This is a genomic window from Propionispora vibrioides, from assembly GCF_900110485.1.
GTDB classification, from domain to species: Bacteria; Bacillota; Negativicutes; order Propionisporales; family Propionisporaceae; genus Propionispora; species Propionispora vibrioides.
The window spans coordinates 1-25,856 of record NZ_FODY01000030.1 but is presented as its reverse complement, the minus strand read 5'-3'; the positions used below and the strand labels follow the sequence as shown (position 1 = coordinate 25,856).

The 25,856-nt window shown below is 43.4% G+C and carries 28 protein-coding genes and 1 other annotated feature; of the genes, 7 read left to right on the top strand and 21 right to left on the bottom strand.

Annotation, left to right across the window (positions count from 1 at the left end; all coding sequences use genetic code 11):
• Positions 1-47: 47 nt before the first annotated feature.
• The 10 genes from BMW43_RS18200 to BMW43_RS18150 form a co-directional block, all read right to left on the bottom strand.
• On the bottom strand, positions 48-917 hold the full coding sequence (locus tag BMW43_RS18200; RefSeq protein WP_091751133.1) for a prephenate dehydrogenase: 870 nt from the start codon (positions 915-917) through the stop codon (positions 48-50).
• Positions 914-1,930, bottom strand: a complete 1,017-nt coding sequence (gene aroF / locus BMW43_RS18195) for a 3-deoxy-7-phosphoheptulonate synthase (RefSeq protein ID WP_091751130.1) — start codon at positions 1,928-1,930, stop codon at positions 914-916. Before aroF ends, BMW43_RS18200 begins: the two co-directional genes overlap by 4 nt.
• Positions 1,931-2,002: 72 nt before the next feature.
• Positions 2,003-2,240: a binding site (T-box leader), on the bottom strand.
• A gap of 66 nt (positions 2,241-2,306) precedes the next feature.
• Positions 2,307-2,546, bottom strand: coding sequence for a MoaD/ThiS family protein (locus BMW43_RS18190; protein WP_091751127.1), 240 nt, complete (start codon positions 2,544-2,546; stop codon positions 2,307-2,309).
• Positions 2,547-2,726: 180 nt separating this feature from the next.
• Positions 2,727-3,425: a C40 family peptidase gene (locus tag BMW43_RS18185; protein WP_091751124.1), complete on the bottom strand. Its 699-nt coding sequence runs from the start codon at positions 3,423-3,425 to the stop codon at positions 2,727-2,729.
• A 576-nt stretch (positions 3,426-4,001) separates the two neighbouring features.
• The gene (speD, locus tag BMW43_RS18175) at positions 4,002-4,817 is read right to left on the bottom strand and encodes an adenosylmethionine decarboxylase (RefSeq protein WP_091751121.1); all 816 of its coding nucleotides are present in this window, start codon (positions 4,815-4,817) and stop codon (positions 4,002-4,004) included.
• A 284-nt stretch (positions 4,818-5,101) separates the two neighbouring features.
• A complete protein-coding gene (locus tag BMW43_RS18170) occupies positions 5,102-5,554 on the bottom strand; it encodes an N-acetyltransferase (RefSeq protein ID WP_091751117.1) in 453 nt (150 codons plus the stop codon).
• A gap of 180 nt (positions 5,555-5,734) precedes the next feature.
• Positions 5,735-6,397, bottom strand: coding sequence for an endonuclease III (gene nth / locus BMW43_RS18165; protein WP_091751114.1), 663 nt, complete (start codon positions 6,395-6,397; stop codon positions 5,735-5,737).
• 2 nt (positions 6,398-6,399) lie between these two features.
• A complete protein-coding gene (locus BMW43_RS18160) occupies positions 6,400-7,758 on the bottom strand; it encodes a PFL family protein (RefSeq protein WP_091751110.1) in 1,359 nt (452 codons plus the stop codon).
• Between the two features lie 25 nt (positions 7,759-7,783).
• Complete coding sequence (locus BMW43_RS18155; RefSeq protein WP_091751195.1) at positions 7,784-8,053, bottom strand: ACT domain-containing protein; 270 nt, start codon at positions 8,051-8,053, stop codon at positions 7,784-7,786.
• 389 nt (positions 8,054-8,442) lie between these two features.
• Entirely contained in the window at positions 8,443-9,354 is a 912-nt protein-coding gene (locus BMW43_RS18150; protein ID WP_091751107.1) for an NAD(P)/FAD-dependent oxidoreductase, read from the bottom strand.
• Positions 9,355-9,609: 255 nt separating this feature from the next.
• On the opposite strand from BMW43_RS18150, the gene BMW43_RS18145 reads away from it, so the two are divergent.
• A complete protein-coding gene (locus BMW43_RS18145; RefSeq protein ID WP_091751104.1) occupies positions 9,610-9,819 on the top strand; it encodes a DUF896 domain-containing protein in 210 nt (69 codons plus the stop codon).
• Between the two features lie 148 nt (positions 9,820-9,967).
• Here BMW43_RS18145 and BMW43_RS18140 read toward each other — a convergent pair whose 3' ends face one another.
• Genes BMW43_RS18140 through BMW43_RS18130 form a run of 3 tightly spaced genes read right to left on the bottom strand, consistent with a single transcriptional unit; the run spans position 9,968 to position 11,988 of the window.
• On the bottom strand, positions 9,968-10,351 hold the full coding sequence (locus BMW43_RS18140; RefSeq protein WP_091751101.1) for a DUF1540 domain-containing protein: 384 nt from the start codon (positions 10,349-10,351) through the stop codon (positions 9,968-9,970).
• 56 nt (positions 10,352-10,407) lie between these two features.
• Positions 10,408-10,635 carry a hypothetical protein gene (locus BMW43_RS18135; protein WP_091751098.1) on the bottom strand — a complete coding sequence of 76 codons (228 nt, stop codon included), beginning with the start codon at positions 10,633-10,635 and terminating at the stop codon, positions 10,408-10,410.
• A gap of 45 nt (positions 10,636-10,680) precedes the next feature.
• Entirely contained in the window at positions 10,681-11,988 is a 1,308-nt protein-coding gene (locus tag BMW43_RS18130; protein WP_091751095.1) for an APC family permease, read from the bottom strand.
• A 311-nt stretch (positions 11,989-12,299) separates the two neighbouring features.
• Between BMW43_RS18130 and BMW43_RS18125 the strand changes: the two genes are divergently transcribed.
• A complete protein-coding gene (locus tag BMW43_RS18125; RefSeq protein ID WP_091751092.1) occupies positions 12,300-13,652 on the top strand; it encodes a pyruvate carboxylase subunit B in 1,353 nt (450 codons plus the stop codon).
• Positions 13,653-13,702: 50 nt separating this feature from the next.
• Here BMW43_RS18125 and BMW43_RS18120 read toward each other — a convergent pair whose 3' ends face one another.
• The 6 genes from BMW43_RS18120 to BMW43_RS18100 form a co-directional block, all read right to left on the bottom strand.
• Positions 13,703-15,364: a nucleoside kinase gene (locus BMW43_RS18120; protein WP_091751089.1), complete on the bottom strand. Its 1,662-nt coding sequence runs from the start codon at positions 15,362-15,364 to the stop codon at positions 13,703-13,705.
• 153 nt (positions 15,365-15,517) lie between these two features.
• On the bottom strand, positions 15,518-15,694 hold the full coding sequence (locus tag BMW43_RS21250) for a hypothetical protein (protein ID WP_177173669.1): 177 nt from the start codon (positions 15,692-15,694) through the stop codon (positions 15,518-15,520).
• A 207-nt stretch (positions 15,695-15,901) separates the two neighbouring features.
• The gene (locus tag BMW43_RS18115) at positions 15,902-16,108 is read right to left on the bottom strand and encodes an alpha/beta-type small acid-soluble spore protein (protein WP_091751086.1); all 207 of its coding nucleotides are present in this window, start codon (positions 16,106-16,108) and stop codon (positions 15,902-15,904) included.
• A 119-nt stretch (positions 16,109-16,227) separates the two neighbouring features.
• Entirely contained in the window at positions 16,228-17,457 is a 1,230-nt protein-coding gene (locus tag BMW43_RS18110; protein ID WP_091751083.1) for an aspartate kinase, read from the bottom strand.
• A 195-nt stretch (positions 17,458-17,652) separates the two neighbouring features.
• Positions 17,653-18,045 carry a class II SORL domain-containing protein gene (locus BMW43_RS18105; RefSeq protein ID WP_091751080.1) on the bottom strand — a complete coding sequence of 131 codons (393 nt, stop codon included), beginning with the start codon at positions 18,043-18,045 and terminating at the stop codon, positions 17,653-17,655.
• A 112-nt stretch (positions 18,046-18,157) separates the two neighbouring features.
• The gene (locus BMW43_RS18100) at positions 18,158-19,285 is read right to left on the bottom strand and encodes a hypothetical protein (protein WP_091751078.1); all 1,128 of its coding nucleotides are present in this window, start codon (positions 19,283-19,285) and stop codon (positions 18,158-18,160) included.
• Between the two features lie 306 nt (positions 19,286-19,591).
• Between BMW43_RS18100 and uraA the strand changes: the two genes are divergently transcribed.
• Entirely contained in the window at positions 19,592-20,845 is a 1,254-nt protein-coding gene (gene uraA, locus BMW43_RS18095; protein WP_091751075.1) for a uracil permease, read from the top strand.
• A 159-nt stretch (positions 20,846-21,004) separates the two neighbouring features.
• On the opposite strand, the gene BMW43_RS18090 is transcribed toward uraA, so the two are convergent.
• Together BMW43_RS18090 and BMW43_RS18085 are read right to left on the bottom strand one after the other, a co-directional pair.
• Positions 21,005-21,499, bottom strand: a complete 495-nt coding sequence (locus BMW43_RS18090; RefSeq protein WP_091751072.1) for a YajQ family cyclic di-GMP-binding protein — start codon at positions 21,497-21,499, stop codon at positions 21,005-21,007.
• Between the two features lie 13 nt (positions 21,500-21,512).
• On the bottom strand, positions 21,513-21,764 hold the full coding sequence (locus BMW43_RS18085) for a hypothetical protein (RefSeq protein WP_091751069.1): 252 nt from the start codon (positions 21,762-21,764) through the stop codon (positions 21,513-21,515).
• A 254-nt stretch (positions 21,765-22,018) separates the two neighbouring features.
• Here BMW43_RS18085 and BMW43_RS18080 point away from each other — a divergent pair, with 254 nt between their 5' ends.
• The 4 genes from BMW43_RS18080 to fba all read left to right on the top strand — a co-directional run bounded on the left by BMW43_RS18080 (position 22,019) and on the right by fba (position 24,907).
• Complete coding sequence (locus tag BMW43_RS18080) at positions 22,019-22,351, top strand: hypothetical protein (RefSeq protein ID WP_091751063.1); 333 nt, start codon at positions 22,019-22,021, stop codon at positions 22,349-22,351.
• Between the two features lie 65 nt (positions 22,352-22,416).
• Complete coding sequence (locus BMW43_RS18075; RefSeq protein ID WP_091751060.1) at positions 22,417-22,884, top strand: hypothetical protein; 468 nt, start codon at positions 22,417-22,419, stop codon at positions 22,882-22,884.
• An 84-nt stretch (positions 22,885-22,968) separates the two neighbouring features.
• Positions 22,969-23,853, top strand: a complete 885-nt coding sequence (locus tag BMW43_RS18070) for an RluA family pseudouridine synthase (RefSeq protein WP_091751057.1) — start codon at positions 22,969-22,971, stop codon at positions 23,851-23,853.
• A 118-nt stretch (positions 23,854-23,971) separates the two neighbouring features.
• Positions 23,972-24,907 carry a class II fructose-1,6-bisphosphate aldolase gene (fba, locus tag BMW43_RS18065; RefSeq protein ID WP_091751053.1) on the top strand — a complete coding sequence of 312 codons (936 nt, stop codon included), beginning with the start codon at positions 23,972-23,974 and terminating at the stop codon, positions 24,905-24,907.
• The last annotated feature ends 949 nt before the right edge of the window (positions 24,908-25,856 follow it).

The following is a 25,856-nucleotide window of genomic DNA, read 5'->3' as shown; positions in this document are numbered from 1 at the left end:
ACCGGAGAAGAACTCCGGTCCACATGGTTTTTATTCCCAGCCAACTCCTATAATGATGCATTAATAAGCGCATCCCGTCTTTTCTTGGCAATGCTGAAAAATGTATGCAGAGCCTGCCTGTCGCCCTCCTCGATATCCTCAATAACCTGTGAAAGTATGGCCCGTAAATTTTGCAGACTATCCGTAATCGCCTGGGGATTTGTCAGGCAAATATCCGACCACATATCGGCATTGGAAGAAGCAATTCGCGTGGTATCACGAAATCCTCCGCCGGCCAGCTTAAGACTTTCTTCCATATCATGAGAGAAATCCAGCAAATGAACCATCGCTGCCGCCGCCACATGGGGTACGTGACTAATCACCGCCGCACAGCGATCATGATCTTCGACCTTCATGGTCGTAATCTTCGCTCCGGTAAGCGCGATGAGTTCGGCTACTGTGTTGACCGCTTCGGCAGAAGTGGATACTTCGGGCACTAGAATATACCATTTATTGATAAACAAGCGCGAATCAGCCGCCTGCATACCACTTTGCTCTAACCCGGCCATGGGATGACCACTCACATAAAAAACACCCGGCGGCAAAATGCGGTTAATCTGTTCGGCTATATAACCTTTGGTACTGCCAACATCGGTAATGATAGTCCCTTGTTTTAAGAACGGTGCTATTTTTTCCACGATAGGTACGATTTGCAACACCGGTGTACAGACAAAAATAATATCGGCATCGGCTACACCTTCCGTCAAATCGACAATTGCCCGGTCTGCCGCCTTACGCTCTAAAGCCAGCTCCAACGTAGCAGCACGAGTAGCCACTGCTGTAATAAAAAAACGGTCGGGATCGGCTTCTTTTAGTGCCAGTCCAATTGAGCCGCCAATAAGCCCCATGCCAATGATGGTGATATTCAATTTCTTCATAGCAAGGACTTACCTACCACAGCCCCAATCTGAGCAATCTCCTGCATCACCAGCGAAAAATTTTCCGGCGTAAGCGACTGCTTGCCATCGGACAAAGCCCTGCTGGGATCGGGATGAACTTCAATCATCAAGCCGTCTGCACCGCCGGCAATCGCAGCGCGCGACATGGGACGAACCAGTTTCCATTTTCCCGTTCCGTGGCTTGGATCCACAATAATCGGTAAATGGCTGAGACTCTTTACCGCAGCAACCGCGCTTAAGTCCAGCGTGTTACGGGTATAATCTTCAAACGTCCGGATGCCCCGTTCACAAAGCGCTACATTATAATTCCCCTCACTCATGATATATTCCGCTGCATTGAGCCATTCATTAATCGTAGCGGCCAGACCCCGTTTTAAGAGTACCGGCTTATTAGTCCGTCCCACGGCTTTTAGCAATTGGAAGTTCTGCATATTTCTTGCGCCAATCTGCAGCATATCCGCATAGGCGCTCACGGTAGCTACTGATTCCACATCCACCACTTCGGTAACAATTTTCAGGCCTGTTTTTTCTCTAGCCTCTGCCAAAAATTCCAATCCCTGTTTTTCCAAGCCCTGAAATGCATAGGGTGAAGTGCGCGGTTTGTAAGCACCGCCCCTTAAAAATTGAGCACCCGCCGCTTTAACAATATGGGCCGATTCCAAAAGCTGTTCACGACTCTCCACGGCGCAGGGACCGGCCATAACAGTAAGCCGTTGTCCGCCGATTTGTACACCGCCAACATCAATGATTGTGTCTTCCTGCTTAAAGTCACGCCCAACCAATTTGTAGGACTCGGTCACTGACACAGTCTTCTCCACGCCAGCCATGGCTTCTACCGGTAATTCCGCAATGACCTTTTTATCGCCAATAACTCCGATAATCGTGCGGGTCGAACCTTCCGATACATGTGCCTTTAGGCCGGTATTGGTCAGTTTGTCGATCACTTTTTTAATTTCCTCTTGCGTGGCATTTTGATTCATGACAATAATCACAACGATCCCTCCGTTATCACCTATTGATCTTATTATTTTACAAAAAAGAAACGCAAAAAATCCCGTCCCCTACTCAGGGACGGGATTAACCCGCGGTACCACCCTGCTTGCATTGCAAGCCGCTCAACTCAGGTACGAGACAAAGTCTGTATACCCTAGCCTATGGTAACGGTGGCGCTCCGGCAAAGTCTACTCACATTTCGACCTGCTACTCCTAGGTGTATTTCAATCAGACCATCTACCGGGTCTCACCACCCCCCGGCTCTCTGCAAGACAAATCTAATTTACTTCTCCTACTCATTGCATTTACATTTTTTTGTTAAAGTTACTATAACAAAACCGTTTAACAATGTCAAGAAAAACTTATAAAATACGCTTAGCTGATCAAACCACTGGCAGGTAATAAATCTACTCTGTCTCCGTCTTGCAATGTCTGCCTGGCGCTACCGGCATTACCATTGATTTTGATACTGCCGACTTCCGATGCTGCAATCTCCAACTCTTCCAAGAGCTCCTCTACCAGAATGCTTTCCGATACATCTACTGCCAATATGCCACTGCTGCTCGAAGGTGCATATTTTTTTAATCCGGCATATAACCTTACTTCTATTACCATGTAACCCAACACACTCCCCTATACTTAAGTCCAGATCAGTTCATTTACTATATACTCATGGCTGTGGCATAAATAACAAACACTTTAATAAGTTACTCATGTTTATTCGGCAGGAATTATAAAAATTCCTGCCGAATGTAATTTTTTGGAAAATATTTTATTTTCCTTTAATTTCCCAATTCAATACAAAACACGCCGGGCCCCTACATAACGGGGTTTCCAATACACGTCATCCAGGCGACTTACCATAACGCCCCGACTGGAAGAGGCATGAATAAACTGTTGTTCTCCTAAATAAATACCGCAATGGGAAGCACCCGGCTCATAGGTAGAAAAAAACACCAAATCACCAGGTTCCAGCTTCTTTAATTCCACTGCGCTGCCCGTTTTAAACTGTTCATCCGCCATGCGCGGCAAACGTTTCCCATTCTTACCAAACACATATTGAACCAAGCCGGAGCAATCAAAACCGGTCGGTGTTTCTCCGCCGAATCGATAGGGAGCCCCCAAAAGTTTTCTGGCTGTAGTAATGACTGGTTTTGCCTTTTCCGGCAGGGTTCCCGGCTTGTCCTGTCCGGGCAGATCACGGCCCATCAGCAGACGATAGGTCTTTGCATCCACCACACCGGTTTCTTTTAACTTCTTATTTCTCTGGTATTTTTTCACGGCAACCGTCGTTCCCGCTGAAAAGTACCCGTCAAGCCTCTCGTTTTTGCTCTCCCGGTAATAGCCGAGCTGCTTCAGTCTAAGTTGTATATTTTTAATTTCCGGCGCCCGGTCACCTTGCCGATAACCGGCCTCACCGGCATAGACAGTTGAAACTGACAGCAGCAGCACCAATATTAAAATGGCTGCTATCTTTCTATGTAAAATAAACATACCGCTTCCTCCATCGGGCTGGATAGAATTCTTTTTTCCACTATTTGTTAGAAGATTCTACATATAGTTTCAATATCCTGCACCGTTCGCTCAGTTATACCGCTAATTTCCAGGCATATCTCCTGTATTTTGACTCACAATAACAAGGAAAGGGTCCGTAATGGTTGAGCCAAGACTGGCGTCGGGTCTCGCACAGGGGTTCGGCGTTGGTCGGCCAAAGATCTATACTGGGTCTGCGGGCTCAGTATCGGTCGGCGGGAAGATCGGTATGGGCCGTGTAAGGCTGTGCGGTAGCCCAACTGTTATCGTATGGTCGATAGCGGTGTATACCGGTCGAGCAAAGATTGCCAAGGGTTCCGGAATTTTATCCCGGAAAATTCACAGAGGTCTATTGTAGTCGGGAGATTGCAGTAGGTTTCCCAGGTATCTTTGGTAGTCGGGCAAAGGTCTTGGCCGGCGGTGTAATGCTTGTACGTAGTCGAAAGATTGCGCACAGGTACGTAATGGCTGGTCCGGGCCGTAGCGAAGATCATTGCGGGCTCTTTTCCGTTATTATGCTTCATAAAAAAAACATCCCTATACTTTAGGGATGTTTTTTCCATAAAAAATCTCGGCCATTTCTTTTTTCAACCGCTGCTTAATTTTCTTTTTTTCGCCGGGAATCAATTCCTTTTGGTCAGTGCCGAATAAATAATTATCCAAGTCAAATTCTTTAAGCAGCATTTTGGTATGAAATATATTCTCCTGATACACATTGACATCAATCATATGATAGAGTTCACGGGTATCTTTGGAAATATAATTTTGAATCGAATTTATTTTGTGATCAATGTAAAACTTTTTACCGTTCACATCACGGGTAAAGCCGCGAACCCGGTAATCAATAATCGCAATATCCGAATTAAAGCTGTTTATTAAATAATTCAACGCTTTCAGCGGCGAGATTTCACCACAGGTAGATACATCAATATCCGCGCGGAATGTACTAATCCCCTTATCCGGGTGGCTTTCCGGATAGGTATGGACCGTGATATGGCTTTTATCCAAATGAGCCACAACTGCATCCGGCAAAGGATCGTCAAGCCCGTTTGTTATACTTTTAGTCGGTCCGGAAGAAAGCTTTCCTTCCGAAATGAGCATAGTTACGCTAGCTCCCTGCGGATCATAATCCTGTTTAGCAATATTCAAAATATTGGCACCGATAATGTTGGCCACTTCGGTAAGAATTCCAGTAAGACGCTCCGCATTATATTCTTCATCGACATACTCAATGTATTTTTGACGGTGTTGAGGAGTCTTAGCATAGCAGATATCATACATATTGAAACTTAACGTCTTGGTCAAATTATTGAAGCCATAGAGCTTAAGTTTTTTAATTGACTTAATTTCCATCATCTTCTCCTCCTTACTAAAAATCTAAATACTGATGAAGAATAGTAAAGTATCATTTTTATATTACGATACAGCTTCCATAATACATTATACTTTTCTTACATAGTTTTTCAATATATTTATTTTTACAACAGACCACTAGCGATCCGTCAACTTTGAAAGTACAAATTAAATTGGCGGAAAAAGATCCGTGAAGGAATTGTAAATTCAAAGCTGACGGACTGCTAGCCTTAATGTAGCCACATAAGAAAATCCGTATCCCGGCTTTGGATACGGATTTTCTGCTAAATTTTTCTTATCATGGCAATCTCATCACAGTTAGGAAATTTAGCACAATTAATACATTCTTTCCACACCTTGTGCGGCAGTTGTTCTTTGGGAATTTCCGCAAACCCTAATTTCGCGAAAAAACCCGGCTGGTATGTTAAGGTAAACAGCGTTTTAATGCCAAGCGTATACGCTTCTTTAATCAATAATTGAACGATCTCCCGTCCAATCCCCTGTTTCATATAATCAGGTGCAATCGCCATCGTCCTGATCTCCGCCAATTCATCCCATACCAGATGGAGCGCGCCTACACCGACAATACTCCCTCCATCTTCAGCTAAAATCATATCCCGCAAGGTTTCATACAGCACGTTTCTCGAACGGGGCAGCATAACACCCTTCTCAGCATAATCATTTACTAATTTATGAATAGCCTCTACATCTTTAAACGTGGCCTTACGATAAATCATCTACTAATCCCTTCCGACTTAAAATTATTCTCCAGGGAACCACTGATTTAATAAGCCTGACAGCCTGGCGAGAAATTTTTTCGTCCGGCAAGCAAGCAAAAGCACAGGAATAATTGGGCTATTTCAAGGTTTTGCTGACTCAGCCAGACGAAAAAAATCCGCCAGGACGTGCAGTGTAAATTAATCAGGGATTCCCTGATGCTGCTGATCCGGCAGCAGTGCGCTCGGGCACAGCTCACCCAAACAACAAGCCGTACATTCCGGCTTGCGGGCTTTGCAAACTTTCCTGCCATGCCAGATAAGCCAATGATGAGCATCACTCCATTTGTCCCGGGGAATGGCTTTCATTAATCCTTTTTCTACCTCTAAAGGAGTCTTACCTTTAGCCAATTGTAACCGATTTGCCACTCTAAACACATGGGTGTCTACAGCAATGGCCGGAATATGAAACAATTGGCTGACCACCACATTGGCAGTTTTTCGGCCAACACCGGGCAATTTGACTAATTCCTCTATACTATCGGGAACCTGCCCCTGATATTGCTCACACAACATCGTACAGGTAGCAATAATATTCTTAGCTTTGCTATGATATAATCCACAGTCACGAATTTGTTCTTCCAAACCACTCTGGCCTAATTCCAGTATCTTTTCCGGGGTATTGTACTTCGGGAACATCCTTCCGGTAATGATATTGACCCGAACATCAGTACATTGAGCCGACAAAATAACAGCAATTAATAATTCAAACGGCGTTGTATAGGTAAGGGCTGTTGTCGTATCCTGGTATGTTTCTTCCAGCAGTGCCAGCATCTGCTGTTTTATGACTTTGGTAACCCGCATAATTAGTTGGTCAAGCTTCTGACAGGAGCCGGAATCCTGCCACCGCGTGCAATAAAATCGTCCGATTTAAACGGACTAACCGGAAATATGGGACAATACCCAAACAAACCGCCATACTCGACTTTATCGCCGGCTTTTTTACCCGGTGCCGGAATAATACGCACAGCCGTGGTTTTATTATTAATCATGCCGATAGCCGATTCATCGGCAATAATAGCTGAAATGGTAGACGCCGATGTATCACCTGGTATGGCAATCATATCCAAACCAACCGAACAGACACAGGTCATGGCTTCCAGTTTTTCCAGACTTAGGCTGCCACGCTCAGCCGCTGCAATCATACCGGCATCTTCACTGACCGGAATGAAGGCACCGCTCAAACCGCCTACATGCGACGAGGCCATAAGACCACCCTTTTTCACTGCATCATTTAACAAAGCTAATGCGGCAGTAGTTCCGGGAGCACCACAGCTTTCCAGACCCATTTCCTCAAGGATATGGGCAACGCTGTCACCAACGGCCGGTGTCGGTGCCAACGAAAGGTCGATAATCCCAAAAGGCACTTTAAGACGGCGTGAGGCTTCCTGGGCTACAAGCTGGCCGACCCTGGTGATCTTAAAGGCTGTCCGTTTTATGGTTTCGGCAACTACGCTGAAGTCTTCCCCTTTTACATCTTCCAAAGCCCGTTTTACCACGCCGGGACCGCTTACACCTACGTTAATGATATTTTCCGCTTCCCCTACACCATGAAAGGCACCAGCCATAAAAGGGTTGTCCTCAGGCACATTAGCAAATACAACCAGTTTAGAGCAGGCAACAGCGTCCCGATCCTTGGTAAGTTCGGCTGCCCGCTTGATAACTTCTCCCATTTCACGCACCGCGTCCATATTAATGCCTGCCTTGGTAGACGCCACATTAACCGACGAACAGACCCGTTCCGTATAGGCCAGGGCTTCGGGAATGGATTGGATAAGAATCCGGTCTCCTTTGGTATAGCCTTTTTCGACTAAAGCGGAAAAGCCGCCAATGAAGTTAACGCCGACGATTTTTGCCGCTTCATCCAACGCCTGCGCCACAGGCACAAAACTGTCGGTATGACAGCTTTCTGCAGCAATAGCAATTGGCGTTACGGATATCCGCTTGTTAATAATAGGAATCCCATATTCAGCTTCAATAGCCTCGCCTGTGCGGACCAGATTTTCAGCCAGCCGGGTTACCTTATCATAAACATTACGGCAAAATACCTTTACATCCGGATGGGCACAGTCCCGAAGACTGATCCCCATGGTTATGGTCCTGACGTCCAGATTGTTTTCTTCAATCATGCGATTTGTTTCAAAAATATCCTGAATAGTTAACATGAGTGGATGCTCCTCCCTAATCGCCTTATACACGATGCATAATTCTAAAAATATCTTCGTGCTGAGCCTTGATTTCCAGGTTGATTTCTTCCCCTTTTTTCTTCAATACTTGCTGCAATTCGGTCAGACGGATCGTACTATTGGCCATATCAACAATCATGACCATGTTAAAAAAGCCATCGACTATATTCTGGTTGATATTTAAAATGTTAACTTGGCTTTTGGCTAAAATATCGCTCACCATGGCGATGATGCCAACACGATCTTCTCCCACTATCGTTACTACTACTTTCATCATGTATCACACTCCATATTTTTTTTACTTCCACTAATTTCACACATATGTAATAGATATTGAATTATATTTATTATACGCAATTTCTGAGAAAAGCCAAGTATTTATAAGAAAAAATTCTACTATTATGCATAAAAAAACAAAGATGAGCCATACAGCAGCACATAACTGACCTGACGGCTCATTAAAAATTAAAAATAAGTAAGGACAAGAAAACAACTAGAAATATTCAAAACCAATAGCTTGCCACTCTAAAACAGTAGAATAATGGCAAAACTATTTCCCCAACGCAAGGCGAAAAAAGCATACCGGGAGCTGCAGACTGACGACAAACGGCGTGTGGAAACTAGACCGCCAATATTCACTGAATTAGGTTGATAAAGTATCAGCTACGCATGACGAAGCACATAATTATACGCCATCAGTGCAGCTTTGGCCCCGTCACCGGCGGCGATAACAATCTGTTTGTCAGGGCCGTTATTCACATCACCGGCCGCGAACAACCCCGGAATCCCTGTACCGGTTGTACAGTCCACTGCAATTTCACGTTCACCATTTAATTTTACCAGGCTTTCCACAAACTCCGAATTAGGTTTCAGCCCAATTTCGATAAACACTCCTTGAACCGCAAGTTCTTTGGTTTCATTCCCCTCGGTCTGACTGATAATAAATTTTTCAACTACCTGTCCACCGACAATTTCCTTGGCAACATATCCCACTAATTCAACCACATTGTCCAATGCTCTTAGTTTATCCATCAAAATAGCATCCGCTCTATATCTTCTACGTACTACCAAATAAACCCTTTCCGCCACACCGCCTAACTCAATAGCAGCCTGCACCGCCGAATTACCACTGCCGATAACGGCTACGCTTTTACCGGCGAACAGAGGACCGTCACAAGTCGCACAGTAGCTGACCCCTCTCCCCGTAAATTCCTCTTCTCCCGGGACCTCCAGCCGCCTGGGGCGTTTACCGGATGCAATGATAACCGACTTAGCCTGATATTCATTCCCTTCGTCACTTGCCAGCGTAAAAGACCCATCGTCATTGCGCCGGAGCTGCACAATTTCCTCATATTTTATCGGAGTGGCAAACCGTTGCACCTGTTCTTCAAACTTTGCCATAAGCTCAGGACCTGTAATAAATTGATATCCCATATAGTTTTCAATTTCCATCGTCCACATGGGCTGACCGCCAAACTCTTTCGTAATCAGCAAGGCATTCATTTTTTTCCTGGCGGCATAGACGGCCGCCGTCATCCCGGCCGGTCCTCCACCTATGATCAGTAACTCATACATATGAGTACGCTATCCTCCTTTACGCGCTATCCCAACAACAAATACCGGTATAGAAACTATCATTTTGATTATGCCGTTTAGGACAGAAGGAACTGTCAAACAATTCCTTACAAATTATTTTTCCAAATAACAATCGCCAATATTTTACTTTTAGTTTATCATCCTTTGTTACATCCTTCAACGGCTATGAGAAAAGTTGACACCTTAATGAATATTTGATAATATTTTAGTATTTCTTAGATTGGAGTGACCTAATTGATAACTCCGGAAGTTATTGCCAGGATTAACGAACTGGCTCAAAAACAAAAAAACGGTGTTCTTAACGATTCAGAAAAAAAGGAGCAAGCCCAATTACGACGTCTTTATATCGACAATATAAAAAAGCAAGTGAAAGCACAGCTTGATTCCGTAACCGTCGTGCCTCACAGTGAGACCTGCGGCTGTGGCTGTCACGCAAAACACTAGTACCTTGTCAACCCTAATCCTGTGAATAATGACGGTCTATTTTCTGCAAGCCATTATTCCCACAGTTTTAGAATTGACAAAGTACCAGTCTCTAAACCTGGCGAAAGTCCGCATAAGTTTGCGGACTTTCGCCATATATTTTACCTGTCTATTTTTCCTTAAAAGTTTTACAATCGGTATCCTGCGGATTTGCCGCGTTATAGCCTGCAACTTCAATGGAAGAAGCCTGACAAACATTGTTTTGGTGCCAATATGCACAGTGGTTGACGAAGCATTCCACTTCCGGAGTGAGTTGTTTACCATCCATGAAAGCGCCTGTTATCATTCCGCCAATATTCGAGTTATGAACTGCGCCGACCATATCTCCCACTGTTTTCCGTTGATGAAATGATTTGCATTGCGTATCTCCATCTTCCGAAGAGTAGCCCGCCTGCTCATTATTATATACGCTGATTTTGGCAGCCATACACTGATCTCCCGGCATATAATGCGTGCATTGATCAACCGTGCATTTTACTGTAGGATTGGCCATACTGAACACCTCCTATTATTTTTATTAGTATGGCCTTTCCCATTCTTTTTATCCGGCTAAACAATCACCATTTCCCAGGCAGCCCGGACATCATAGTGGCAGTCCGGGCAATATAGCAAATGTATGCAATAGTTCTGTTCCTGCCACGTGCTTTTTTCCATGTAAGGGCTGTATGACCCCAGGTAATCTTCTACTGGACCACCGTCCAGCATCGGTTCTCCACATTGCGGGCAAAAAGCTTCAACCGGTGTCAATCCGTTGCATACAGGGCAAACGATTTCCATAAACCTCACCCACACCTTATCAAATTTCGCCTGATCCCTTTCCAGTTATTTCTCCACAGTTTTTCTAAAAAAGAACAATGGTATCCCGGCAGCAACCCAAAGTACCGCCCAACAGGCATCCAACGGTTTATCAAAAAACATACTGATGACAATATAGCCTGCACCACCTATCGCGACAAGCGGCACCACGGGATACAGAGGAACCTGGTAAGAATAAGCAGTTCCTGGCTGCTGTCGCCGGCGCAAAATAAAGACGGCTGTAAATGCCAGAATATAAAAAGCCCAAATGATAAACATGGCAATATCTGTCAAGCTATCGGGTTTCCAGAATAAAATCAGTGTAGTGGCCAAGCCTAATTCCAGCAAGGTTGCATATACCGGAGTTCCCCATGAACTGTGGACTCTTGACAGCACTGCAGCCAAAGGTATCACACCTCGTTCAGCCATAGCGAAAGGAACACGGGAGTTGGTCAGTATATAACCATTTAATGTTCCAAAAATGGAAATCAATATGCCGATGTTAATCAGCTTTCCTCCAAAAGCTCCAAACAACAACCCGGCTGCTGTTCCTGCCGCCTGTGTGCCCAATGCCATCATGTCCTGGGCAGGTAATATGTGCAAAAGAGCGATATTCATGGCAAGATAGGCGGTTATGACAATGCTTAGCCCCACAAAAATAGACCTGGGAAGCAGCTTGCCGGGGTCTTTCATTTCTCCGGCCACATAACTAACCCCCACCCAGCCATCGTATGCCCATAATGTAGCTAAAATCGCTGCCCCCATACTGCCTCTTTCACTGACCGGCACACCTAAAACCTGATTTTCCCCCTGCAAAAGGCCGAAGGTAACAATCAGCAAAATCGGAACAAATTTAGCCACCGTAGCCGCCGACTGAATATAACCACCATATTTAGCCCCCAGACAATTTATGCTGCCCAACAGTAAAACCACACCCATGGCCACTCCCTTCTGCCAGGTGTCAGGAAGCGTAAAAAACGGCAGGAACAATGCGGCGAAATATAAAGCCAGTGCCGCAATGGTTGCCGGTCCGTATATAACGCTTTGCACCCAACCAAACAGAAATGCCGGAAATTTACCATATATATTTTCCAAATAAGCATACACGCCGCCGGTTTGAGGAATACATGCCCCCAATTCGGCTATTGTCAGTCCAGCACATAATGTGATGATGCCTCCTGCCGCCCATGCTAAAAGCGCCATATTAGAATTACCTGCCAGTTCCACCACTTTGCCGGCTTTAATAAAAATCCCTGAGCCAATCACCATGCCAACGACTAACGCTAAAGCAGCAGCGAAATTAAGCTCCTTTTTCAGTTGTTGCTTATTACCCAAACGCCTTCTCTCTCCCTTGATCCATTTTTCCGGCAAAATTCCCCACAACAAGATACGTACTAATCTTATTGTGCCCACTCAATATACCGGCAATTACAAATAACTTTGTTTCCTGGATATGGACAGTTACTTAAATGAAATAAAAAATGAACTTTTCAGAAAAACTATAATGTATACAGTCTACAAGACACAATAGGTTTGCAAAACCAAAGGCAATGAGGTAAAATAAGGGTGTAAAAGATTGTTCAGTAAATAACTTTCTTTACTATCATCGAAGTTATTCTGATAAACATTGAACGGAGGGGAAAAATATGTCTGCAAAAAGACCTGTAAAAATTACGGAAACAGTTTTGCGTGATGGACATCAATCACTAGCTGCTACTCGCATGCGTATCAATGATATGCTGCCTTCATTAGAGCAACTTGATAATGTCGGTTATTTCGCTTTGGAAGCTTGGGGCGGCGCAACTTTTGACAGCTGCCTGCGCTTTTTGAATGAAGATCCCTGGGAAAGACTGAAAACTTTAAAGAAACACGTGAAGAAAACTCCTATTTCCATGTTGCTTAGAGGTCAAAACATTTTAGGCTATAATCATTATGCCGACGATGTGGTTGAATTGTTCGTTAAGAAAATGGTTGAATATGGCGTTGGCGTGATTCGCGTTTTCGATGCCCTCAATGACGTCCGCAACCTGGAAGTGGCCATCAAAGCCGGTATTGAGTCAGGCGCTCATGTGCAGGGTGTATGTGTGTACACTATCAGCCCTTACCACACAAACGAAAGTTACATCAAGTTGGCCCATGAATTGGTTGATCGCGGTGTAAACTCCATTTGTATTAAAGACATGTCCGGTTTATTGAAGCCTTACGTGGCTTATGACCTGGTAAAAGCTCTCAAATCGGAAATCAAGGTTCCCATTGAATTGCATACCCACTATACCAGCGGCTTCGGCTCCATGGCTTATTTAAAGGCTATTGAAGCAGGCGTAGACATTATTGACTGTGCTTTGTCTCCGTTTGCTCTTGGTACGTCCCAGCCTTGTACCGAAAGTATGATTGCCACCTTGGAAGGCACTGAATATGATACCGGCATTGACCGTAAAAATCTTAAACCGTTGGCCTTGCATTTCGCAGACGTTAAGAAGAGCCTGGCTAAAGATTTCGGCCTGAAAACCTACTTTGATGTAGACACAAATGTGCTTGACTTCCAGATTCCTGGCGGTATGCTTTCCAACCTGTACAACCAATTAAAAGAACAAGGTATGGAAGAAAAATACCAAGATCTGTTGGAAGAAATGCCGCGTGTTCGCGCCGACCTTGGCTATCCTCCGTTGGTAACTCCGACCAGCCAGATTGTCGGTTCCATGGCTACTTTCAATGTCATGCTGGGTGAACGTTATAAAATTGTTCCCCGTGAAGTTAAAGACTTGGCCCGTGGTAAATATGGCCGCACTCCGCTGCCGGTTGCCGAAGAAGTACGGGAAAAAATCATTGGCAATGAACCGATTATCGACTATCGTCCTGCAGATGATATCCCGCCGCAATTGGATACTCTTAAAGCACAGCTTGCCGAAAAGGGTTATCCCAATGCTTCTGTTGAAGATGTATTGTCTTACGCATTGTTCCCGGAAGTTGCACTGGAGTTCTTTAAAAACAACCGTTAAGCTAAACAAAAAGCCCCTCGTCCTGACAGGACGAGGGGCTTTCGTTTTATTTAATAAAAGCAGGAATTTCCGATAAACTCCCGGATGATGGAATTGTGTGGTATTTCATCTGTCTCCAAATTACTGAAATAAGATAGAAACTTAAGTAATCGTTTTGCCTCCGGATATACATCATCATTTAAAGTGACTCTTTCCAGCAGAGGTTCGGCATATTTCTTCAATACGGCTAATTCATACAACAAGGCCGAATTAAACATGACATCCGCATCTTCCTGGTAGGGAAAAATATTCTTTTCCTCTCCTCTCCTCACAGACAGCCACATCCGCAGCGTTCCCAGGGCATCATGGGATCTAAACTGACTATCGCGGACAATTCTCCGGATCAGCCGGGTATCCGTTGTGGGAATACGGTTATGAGTATCAATCGACAACTGGGTAAGAGCACTAATATATATCTTTATTTTTTGTTCCCGCGGAATAGCTGCGGTAAGTCTTTCATTTAATCCGTGAATTCCCTCTATGATCAGAGGCTGGTCCTTATCAAGCCTGATTTTATTCCCTTGATACTCTCTTTTTCCTGTTAGAAAATTGAATGTCGGCAAGTCCACTTCCTCACCACGTAACAACTGGATCAAATGCCTGTTAAATAATTCTAAATCAATAGCCTCCAGCGCCTCGAAATCATAGTCACCATTCTCATCATGTGGCGTGTGCTCGCGATCAACAAAATAATCATCAAGCGATATCGGAACCGGTCGGATATCATTCACCCGTAATTGAATACCCAGACGACGGGCAAAAGTAGTTTTACCTGAAGAAGAAGGACCGGCAATTAGAATTACTCGGACTTGATCACTATGACCGGCAATAAAATCGGCAATCTGGGCCAGTTTCTTCTCGTGCAGCGCTTCGGCAACTCGAATAATATCACTGATTTTATTTGTTGTAATAAAATCGTTAAGCGCAGCCACATAGCCACACCCCAAAATCTTGCCCCACCGCTCTGCTTCTAAAAAAATCTGCGCTAATTTGGGCTGATCGATGAAGGCGGGCAATGCATCGGGGCGTTCTTTTTCAGGAAAACGCAAAATTAATCCCGGTTCATAAAAAGTCAATTCAAACACCTGCAAACACCCTGTGCTTGGCGTCATTGTTCCATAAAAATAGTCAAATACCTGTCCGCAATAATAAACACTGACATTTTCCCGTTTCACCTGCTTTAATAAACGCACATGCTCCACTTGGCCATCTGCTTCCAACAATCGGATTGCCTCTTCTCTCGGCATCGTCTTGCGAACAATCGGCCTGTCTTCCGCCACTATTTCGCGCATTCTTCCTTCTAACTGAGCAATATCTGCCCGCTCCGTCTTTCTGCCTAAATACAGCTCACAGTATAATCCCTTGCTTAAGGAATGTTCGACTGTTAATGTCGCATTGGGAAAAAGCTCCTTAGCTGCGGCAATCATAACAAAAGTCAAACTGCGCTCATACACTTTGATTCCGGTTTCCGTTTGCAAATCGAGAAAATCAATAGAACAATCTGAGTCAACCCGTGATTGCAAATCCTTTATTTCATTATTCACTTTGGCAGCAACAATCGGAGATGTGTATAGGACTGCCCGTTCACGGGCAATGTCTAATAAAGAACTGCCTTTATCATATTCGCCGACTTCCCCGTTAGTAAATTGAATTTTTACATTTGAACTCTTCATAGATAACCTCCAGAGTAATAATACTCAGTATATGCATAGAGCAATATATAATTTGCACTTATGAAACATGATCTGGCTAATATAGAAATAACTGGTTTGTTGTTATATTAAGAAAAATGGTGAACTTCTGTTCACCACGACAGGAAGCCTTTATTACCTTAATGTTTTTAATAAGCGAAACAGGATGACAGGTAGTGGCGCCCGGCGGGCAGCAAAGCGCATTCCCATAAGAAAAAGCAGTAGTGAACCTGCCACATGAATAATCCAAAAACCAGTCCTGGGAAATTCAAAACTTGTATCATCAATCCAGTTTTTCCTTCGATATCCCATGCTACTACCTCCTTCTTACTTGGCATAGGATTATTATTTCCGGAACACAAAGGCACTACCTATAGATAATAATGTAAAATCGTGTCTGTATTATTTTCTAAATTCTCTATATAAAATCCTGCCACGCCTGACAATTTAACGATATTATCCATATTTATACTCATTACCATTGTAGTACATAAAAAAACAGGCCAAATGGCCTGTTGCTTACTTACTATTGCTAAAACTGTTTTCTTGGGCCTGAATCATTTTGCGGACCATGTGCCCGCCGACTCTGCCGTTGTCGGCTGAGGTCAGAGCACCTTTATAGGTGTTCTTATAGTCCTTCAAGCCAATTTCTGATGCCGTTTCTTCCTTAAGCTGGTCGAGAGCCTTTTGCGCCGCCGGGTTCACAGGTTTTTTACTCCTTGACATTACGCAAAACCTCCATTTCATATTTTATATTGTAACCTAAGGTTCTAATGATAGAATGCCACAGAGAAAACAGACATATGTGTTGAAAATATTAGCAGTTATTTCGCTTCATCCCGTCCTTATGACGCACTAAAAAAGCGGGCATGGATCGCCTGAACAGCCTCATTTACCTGTTCGGCCTTTATCACGCAAGATATGCTGATTTCTGAAGTACTGATAACTTCAATATTTATTTCCGCATCGGCCAGCGCCCCGAACATATTAGCGGCAATCCCTGGATTTCCCAGCATACCGGCACCAACTACAGAAACTTTGGCCACATTTTCTTCCACTTGAACTCCCATAGTCCCCAGTTCTTCACCAATTTTTTCCACAATTTGCCTGGCTTGTACAATATCAGGCTGCGCAATAGTAAACACCATATCAATAATATTTTTCTGGGTACTGCGCACACTTTGTACAATCATATCGACGTCTATATTGGCCTCTGCCAAGGCAGAAAAAAGTTTATATGCAATACCCGGACGATCAGGCACACCCAATACAGCAATTTTAGCTACATTCGTATCATGAGTTACGCCGCGAATAATAAATTCTTTTTCTTCCACTGTATATTCCTCCCTAATAAAAGTTCCCTCATTTTGTGTAAATGTCGAGCGGACATGGATAGGAACACCGTAAAATTTCCCCATCTCAACCGATCTGGGCTGCATAACACCGGCTCCGAGGCGAGCCATTTCCAACATCTCATTATAGGTGATCTCTTTCATTTTTCTGGCCGTAGGTACTACTCTCGGATCGGCAGAATAAATTCCATCAACATCGGTAAATATTTCACAGGCATCGGCCCGCAATGCTCCCGCCAACGCCACTGCCGAAGTATCTGAACCGCCCCGCCCTAGGGTGATGATATCCCCGTCCGGCGTCACGCCCTGAAAACCTGCTACTACAACGATTTTACCCTTATTAAGCTCAGCCAGTACCCGTTCGGGCGTAATATCCAAAATTCTCCCTTTACCATATGCGGTATTGGATTGAACACCTGCCTGCATTCCGGTAAGCGATATGGCTGGCTGACCCAGCCGCGCAAAAGCCATGGATAATAAAGCAATAGAAATCTGCTCACCGGTTGCCAGCAGCATGTCCATCTCCCGGCTATTATTATAAACCGGATCCATAACCGCATTCGCTAAAGAGATTAAATCATCCGTAGTATCCCCCATCGCCGATACCACCACAACCACCTTGTCTTCCAGACTCTTTTCGGCTAGCACTCTTTGAGCCACCGCCAATATTTTTTCCGGGGTAGCTACCGAGCTTCCACCGAATTTTTTTACAACTAATGCCATTCCTATCCCCCTTTTTCTTTACCAAACCGCCAGCAAACCCTAACTCCTAGCAGTTACCATACCCACTCTTTGCTAAAATAAGCATGAAATCTTATATTCTCTCTAGAAAAACAAAATCCTCTTAAGAATGGACATTTTTGTATAAAAAATAAGTAAAAAAACAGCGCTTGGCAAATCAAAGCGCTGTTTTTTTACTTATTCGACTGTTATTTCCTGTGAACTTTCCCATAATCCATGGATATTACAGTATGCCGTTGCGATAAACGTTCCGGAAGCCGTCAATTTTACAGTGGCCTGTGAATCAGTTTCTGTGTAAACAGGTCCTTTGTTGGCGCCGTCTGTTGACTCACCATGGGCGTTGAACTCAAAGGATGCAACTTCATATACAAATTTTCCGTTAGTGGGCTTAAAGTACAATTTAATCCAACGAATGTGATGTTCCGTTGTATTCGGATGAGCAATTTCCTGGCCAACACAGACCTTCACGCTGAATTTTTCTCCCGCTTTTACCTGTGCCGGCGCGTTAATCACCGGTACGTGTTTTTCAGCTTTCCAATCGGCAGTTTGAATAACCTCGGCAATTTTCATTATAATCCCCCTTATCTTCGCTGAAATTATGTATGTAACACATATAATAAACATTCCGCTCAGGTAACCCAAAATCCTTCTTTCCGGAATATTTATTAATTAGTAATTATCATTATTTAAAAATTTTAATGTTTATCCCACGAATATCCTTCCGTTCAACATCGGCCCACTCAGCCGGACGAACGGCTTCAATAGGGGATAATTTTAAATTGGTGTCGCATTCAAATTGCGTATCCAGCGCCTGGGCAGCAGCCAGCACATTGGCCGCTTCACAAGCGACCGTCAAGCTTTCCCGTTCTAAAGTTATATTCATTAAACAATTATTTTGCAATTCTTCTTTCGATACCCCATATATATATCCCCGGTCAAACGATGGAATATGTGCATAAATGACTAACATAATTTGGATAAGAATTGCCGTACACAATTCCAAATACTGTTTATTAATATCCCGTAATTCCTTTTCCGTATATTTTAACCGCCCGGAAGGCAATAGTTCGCAAGTATTGCGCGGAATAACATCTCGATTAGGCAGCCAGACTCTCACCAGGGGTATATTATTATAGAATTCGATATCAATATCTACAGGAAAGGGAAACCCTATCTTCGGCAATACATTATCCAACCTTAAGATAACAGCCGAAAGATCACCGTCCAACAATTTTTCTATTTCCGATACCCGGGCATCCTCACTTTGCTCATGTACCATTTTTGCCTGCTCATTCATGTTTTTTTCTTCATTTTCCAGCCGTTCCACCTCGAATTGGGCCTCCGCCGTCGCTTTTTCCAAAGCACTGCGTTTATCATTGACAATAAAATATAACGAAGCGGCTACAGCGGCGCCTAAAACTCCTGTAATCCACAAAACAATCGCATTGGCACCAATAACCAGCACTACAATTAAAGCGATAATTATGGCAATTCTTTTTATCACCCGGAAAAAATAACTTTTCTCTACCTGATCTTGGGCATCCACAACCAGATAAGAAAAATCAGTAAGCGGCTGATCCTTCCAAGGAGTACGGATCACCAGAGAAGCATAATCAACAGGATCATAAGTCAGCTTCTTTACAGCCGCCAATTGGTTTTCAACTATTTGCTGCTGTCTATATTCCTGACGCCAGCGTTCTTCCTGATCAACGTACCGAAAACGATGCTGCTCTCCAAAAACCGTTTCCTTCTCTCCCCCAAGCTCACGTAAGGCCGTATTGTATCCTGTTCCATTTATATTATTAGCCATTATCTTCTCCCCTTTACGCAATGCAACATAAATTCTCGCAAATTTAATGACAACTAATGATAACTACTCTTTTTTATTATATTGTAACGAAAAATATGGCAATTGCCCAGTCTATTTTTGCAGAAAAAAGTAGACAAGCAAAGTAAAGTATGTTACATTCTTTATAAAATATAGTATATTCCTTTAATTTAGTCCGGAGAGACTAAGAAGGTACACCACAGTAAACAATAGAACTGTGATATATCCATGCCTCTTACTCCGGTAAGAGGCTTTTTATGTGTACCAAAGGATTTGGGAGGTTATTTTATGATAAATCGAGTTATCCAAGTTGAAGAAAGATTGCCTTTATTACAAACCTTTCCCTTAAGTTTACAGCATTTATTTGCCATGTTCGGCGCTACCGTACTTGTACCAATCCTCTTTAAGGTCAATCCTGCCACTATTTTATTGTTTAATGGCATTGGTACCCTATTGTACTTAATGATTTGCAAAGGAAAAATTCCCGCTTACCTTGGCTCCAGTTTCGCGTTTATCTCACCGGTTTTAGCGGTTATCCCACAATATGGTTATCCGGCTGCTTTAGGCGGATTCATCATCGCAGGCGTTATTTTCTCCGTGGTGGCATTAAGCATCAGCGCCACAGGTACTAAGTGGATTGACGTCGTGTTTCCTCCTGCCGCCATGGGTGCCATTGTAGCCGTAATTGGATTGGAACTGGCTCCCGTAGCTGCTGGAATGGCTGGCCTTACAGCCGAAAAACTGGACCCCAACGTCGTTACTGTCTCCATCTTCACCCTGTTAGTGACCGTATTCGGTTCCATCCTCTTTCGAGGTTTTATGTCTATCATTCCCATTCTGATTGGTGTTTTGAGCGGTTATGTGCTGGCTTCCCTCACAGGGCTTGTCGATTTAAGCGGCATTGAAAAAGCCCCTTGGTTTGCCATTCCTCAATTTTATGCCCCTGAATTTAATTTCAGTGCCATTGCGGTTATTATCCCTGCTGCCCTTGTAGTCATTGCCGAACATATTGGACACTTAGTCGTAACAGGAAATATTGTTGGCCGTGATCTGACCAAAGATCCTGGCCTTCACCGGTCTCTGCTGGGCAATGGGCTATCGACACTGTTATCTGGCTTCTTTGGTTCTACACCGAACACAACCTATGGTGAAAACATCGGCGTTATGGCCATTACTAAGGTATACAGTGTTTGGGTTATTGGCGGTGCGGCGGTTCTTGCCATTGTTCTATCCTTCGTTGGAAAATTAGCTGCTGCAATTCAAAGTATTCCCACAGCCGTAATGGGTGGCGTATCTCTGCTGCTGTTCGGTGTCATTGCAGCATCCGGCATTCGCATGCTGGTAGAATCCAAAGTAGATTACAGCCGTTCCCGCAACTTGATTCTTACCTCTATCGTATTAATCATCGGTGTCAGTGGCGCCAGTATTACCTTTGGCACAGTGACCTTGAAAGGTATGGCGCTGGCCACAATCGTTTCCATTATTCTCAGTCTGGCATTCAAGGTGCTTGATGTCATTGGTCTGACTAACGATCAACAGTAATCTATAAAAAGAGAAAGGGTCTGCACGAGAATCAGCGTGCAGACCCTTTCTCTTTATCATAACCGGATACTCATGTATTTATGTCTTCACGCTCCCTAGTAACTAACCACCGCATCAACAAACATGCTAAAGATAAAACTTATCGAAAAACAAGTCTTTTTATGATCTGAAATTGACAAACTGTAAATCTACCTTAAAATCCATTTGCTTTAACTTGGCAATGGTATTTTGCAAATCATCTTTATTCTTCCCTGACACGCGGACTTGATCATCCATAATCTGCGGCTGAACTTTAAGTTTGCTTTCCTTGATAGCAGCTACAACCAGTTTGGCCGTCTCCTTGTCGATTCCCTTTTTAATCTTGATGATCTGACGTACCGTACCATGCGATGCCGGATCGACTTTACCATAATCAAGCGCTTTTAGCGATATACCCCGTTTAACGATTTTGGTCTGTAAAATATCGATTACACTTTGTAATTTATAATCGTCATCGCCAATTATTTTAATTTCTTCGGCCTCCAGCGCGATGGATGACTTACTGCCGCGAAAATCAAAACGCTGTGATATTTCCTTCGCAGTCTGATTAACCGCATTATCCACTTCTTGCATGTCCACATCTGAGACAATATCAAAAGAACAATCCTTAGCCATAGTAGTATTCCTCCTACTTTTTTATACTAAATTTGATCGCCATGCGTGCTACTACATAACAAAAAGCGATTGAACCGCCTATTGTAAAGAAAAAAGCAACCGGCTTAATCATCATAATCTCGGAACTGGCGATAAGGCAAAATAACAATGCCGTCATATATGCCAAAAACGATTCTCCGTATTTGGGACTATTGAAACGTGGTGCTATTACCAGCCAAACCAGAAATCCGTATAATATGGTGCTGGTGTTCTTAAAGAACTCCATGTTTCCCTCCTGCAGATAATATAATGCGTAACTGGTTTATCAATTCGAGACAAAATCAACTTCTCCTGCATATTCTATCGTAAGACCTGCCATTAGAAAATAAAAAGGACGCTTCAATTCTGCTTTTCCAGATATTTGGCTTTTAAAACTTTACCTCCAGTAGCATTATGTTTCGTCATTTCATACTATATAGCAGGTAGATATCAAAGAATTCTATCGGTTGATAATATGAATAAAGGAGGCTCACGATTTTTATGGACTGTAAATATCCACATTGGTACCATGATGAAGAAAAAATGGAACCATGTTGCGATCCCATGGACACGGGGATGTACGATTCTATGCCAGGAAAGGTTTTATCGTTTCCAGATGCACACTTTAAAGATCGTTTAATGTGCTTACTAGGCGATGAGGTTTTATTCTCGGTTGACGCAAGATTTTGTGGACGCGAATCTTTTTGTGGTACCTTATGTTATGTAGGTTGTGATTTTATTATCGTAAATACCTGCTTCCACCGCAAATCAATCTCTATGCATATTCCTATCAAAATGCTGCGGTTCATTGCCCCTTTTAAAGGCCGTCGCTAACGCAAATACTCTCCACCCACACACCTTACAAACACTTATCCAACTGCAAGGAGGATTGATCCAGGTTGAGAAAATTCAGCAGTCGCAGACCTATGTCGTTGGATATAGACCATATGCGTATGCTGCATGAAGAGGCAATCGAACAACTTGATCTTATGAAGACAGCTTTAGAAGCAGCAATGCAGGCCAGGGACACTATTCGAGATAATTTAGACCAGATAATGCTAGACCATTGGCGTTACTATCTGGATGTAATTCACATGATATCCAAGCATGATGAAACAATTACTCTTGTATTTCAAGAACGAGGAATGGAACTTTCCGAACAAGAAGAAGACCTTTCAGCACGAGAATTCAATCCTAATTATACCCTTTTACTGCTTCTTTTGCTGGCTCTCTCCAGACGTCATCGCAGAATATGGCATGTTTTAGGATTGCACGGTGAACCTATGACGGAACATCTGAAAGACTCACTCATCATGGAACGCGAACATATGGCTAATCTTGTATCCATGGTTCAAAGCCTGATATAATAAGGTACAGCAGCGGGTAGAGCAGGGACTTATTCTTAATTGTCTCTGCTCTATTGCATATACTATGAGCAAAAAGGAGAAATCATGCTGGAAATCATTGTCCCCGGAACTTTCCACAATTTGCCGCTAAAGGATTTTCTACGTCGCCACGCAGGCATATCTTTATCGTTATGGCGAAAAGTAAAACATACTGGTACCGTCTCTGTCAATGGGCTGCAAGTAACACTACCAGTCAATGTGCAATCCGGTGACGTCGTGAGACTAACCTGGCAGCAAGAATCAACTCTTCTGCCAGTGGCTATGCCACTCTCAATCATTTACGAAGATAGCTATCTGCTTGTTATCAATAAGCCGCCGGGACTATTGGTTCATCCAACGACACAGGAACATACTCTTTCACTGGCCAACGGCGTCCTCGCCTACTACCAGCAGCAAAACATAGCTTGCTCATTTCATCCGGTTCATCGCCTTGACCGCAACACTTCCGGGTTAATCCTTATCGCCAAATTTCCCCATATTCAACACATGCTGTCTTCATCAAATTTAAAAAGTATTCAAAGAATTTATTGGGCACTGGCTTCAGGTAACATGAAGCAACAGCAGGGAATTATTGACGCCCCAATTGGGCGTTTAAAAGACAGCATTATTCAGCGCACCATTGATCCGGAGGGACAAGCTGCTATTACGGCTTATAAAGTTTTACACTCCTTTTCACGGGGCTGCTTATTGGAGTTGCAGTTATTCACCGGGCGAACTCATCAGATCCGTGTTCACCTCTCTTCTCTGGGCCATCCACTTTGGGGTGATGACTTATATGGAGGCTCTACAGCCCTTATTCAGCGCCACGCCTTACATTCTTACCGGATGACATTCAAACACCCGGTTACGGAGCAACTACTCGATCTGACAGCACCTCTTCCAGAAGACATGTATAATCTCATGCAAATTCTAGACCAACCGGTTGAATAATCATTGTTTTATTTTGCACATAAATCCATTTTTCCTCGGATATATATTTTTTTTCCATGAATTATGGTATAATAGCAAGAGTGCATACTATTTATAATTACTTAGGAGGGACTCCACAATGCCATTAGTTACAACTAGAGAAATGTTCAAAAAGGCTTACGAAGGCGGTTATGCAATTGGCGCTTTCAATGTAAACAACATGGAAATCGTTCAAGGAATTACAGAAGCAGCTAAAGAAGAAAATGCACCCCTTATTTTGCAAGTTTCCGCCGGTGCAAGAAAATATGCGAAACATACGTATTTAACTCATTTAGTACAAGCAGCTCTTGAAGATACTGATCTTCCTATCGCCCTTCACCTGGATCATGGTGCTGATTTTGAAATTTGTAAGTCCTGTATTGATGGCGGATTCACTTCCGTTATGATTGATGGTTCACACCATAGCTTCAAAGACAATATCGAATTGACAAAACGTGTAGTTGACTATGCACACAGCAAAGGCGTTGTTGTTGAAGGCGAATTAGGACAGCTTGCCGGTATCGAAGATGATGTAAACGTGTCCGCTGAAAATGCTTCTTATACCCAACCTGAACAGGTTGAAGAATTTGTAAAAAGCACAGGAGTTGACTCTTTGGCTATCGCTATTGGTACAAGCCATGGCGCCTTCAAATTCAAACCGGGTCAAAAACCTCAACTGCGTTTTGACATTTTGAAAGAGATCGAAGAAAGACTTCCTAATTTCCCGATCGTTCTGCATGGAGCTTCTTCCGTTATTCCGAAATATGTTGAAATTATCAATAAAAACGGCGGTAACTTGGCTGATGCTATCGGTATTCCGGAAGATATGTTACGTGAAGCAGCTAAAATGGCTGTTTGCAAAATCAACATTGACTCCGACCTGCGTCTCGCTTTAACCGCTGGTATCAGAGAGCATTTCACCGCTCATCCTGACCACTTTGACCCGAGACAATACTTAACACCTGCCAGATCTTACATAAAAGAATTGGTTAAACACAAACTGGTTCATGTTCTTGGTTGCAACGGTAAGGCTTAATTTTCTTAGTTGCATTGATGTAAAGGCCGTATTTTATACGGCCTTTATTTATTGGGAATTTTAAGGTTCCTTTTTCAGATACGCCCTCCCGCCTCACTTTTAGGAGATAAACTATCTCCAATTACTTAATTCCCCCTTTTTGTCATGATACAAAAAGGGGCAAAAAAATCTAGGCCTACACTCCAAAAGACTCGCCAGAAGGGGGAATTTCCTAAAATCCAAAGCTTCGCTCAAACAAATACCCAAAGGGCACAGGTGGATTTCTTAACGGAAGTTCCCCCTTCTGGCATCCTACGGACCGTCTTTTTACGTAAAGGCCGCCGGGAACGGCTCAATTAAACAGTCTTGGACAAATAAGTAAATTACTCATAGATGAGTATTAAAAGGTGCCATACGCACTACTGCTACCCGGTAAGGGCTATATCTTAACATAAGCGTAAATCAGCGATAGCGCTGCAACGTTGTTATGATACAACCCTCGTCGGCCCGCCTTGATGTTAATGTCCTCACATCGATTCCTATGAGGACTTAGCTCTCAGCCCTACACTCATCTTTACACAACAAAAAAGCACCCACAAAATGTGAGTGTTTTTCTCTTAACCAGCAACTATCTATCCTCCCGGGCCGTTTCCAACCAAGTCTTCCGTTTAAACCGGCAGCCACTGACTTATTTCATTTTCGTTACTAAAGACGATAACTCTTCTACCTAGCCACACACAGGAATAAATCAAAGGTACGTCAGTACCTTCCTTGACGTATGTGAGCTTAACTACTTCAACTTATCAGCACAAACAAAAAACACCCACCAAAGTGAGTGTCTTTCTCTTAACCAGCAACTATCTATCCTCCCGGGCCGTTTCCAACCAAGTCTTCCGTTTAAACCGGCAGGCACTGACTTATTCCATTTTCGTTACTAAAGAAGATAACTCGTCTACCAGCCACACACAGG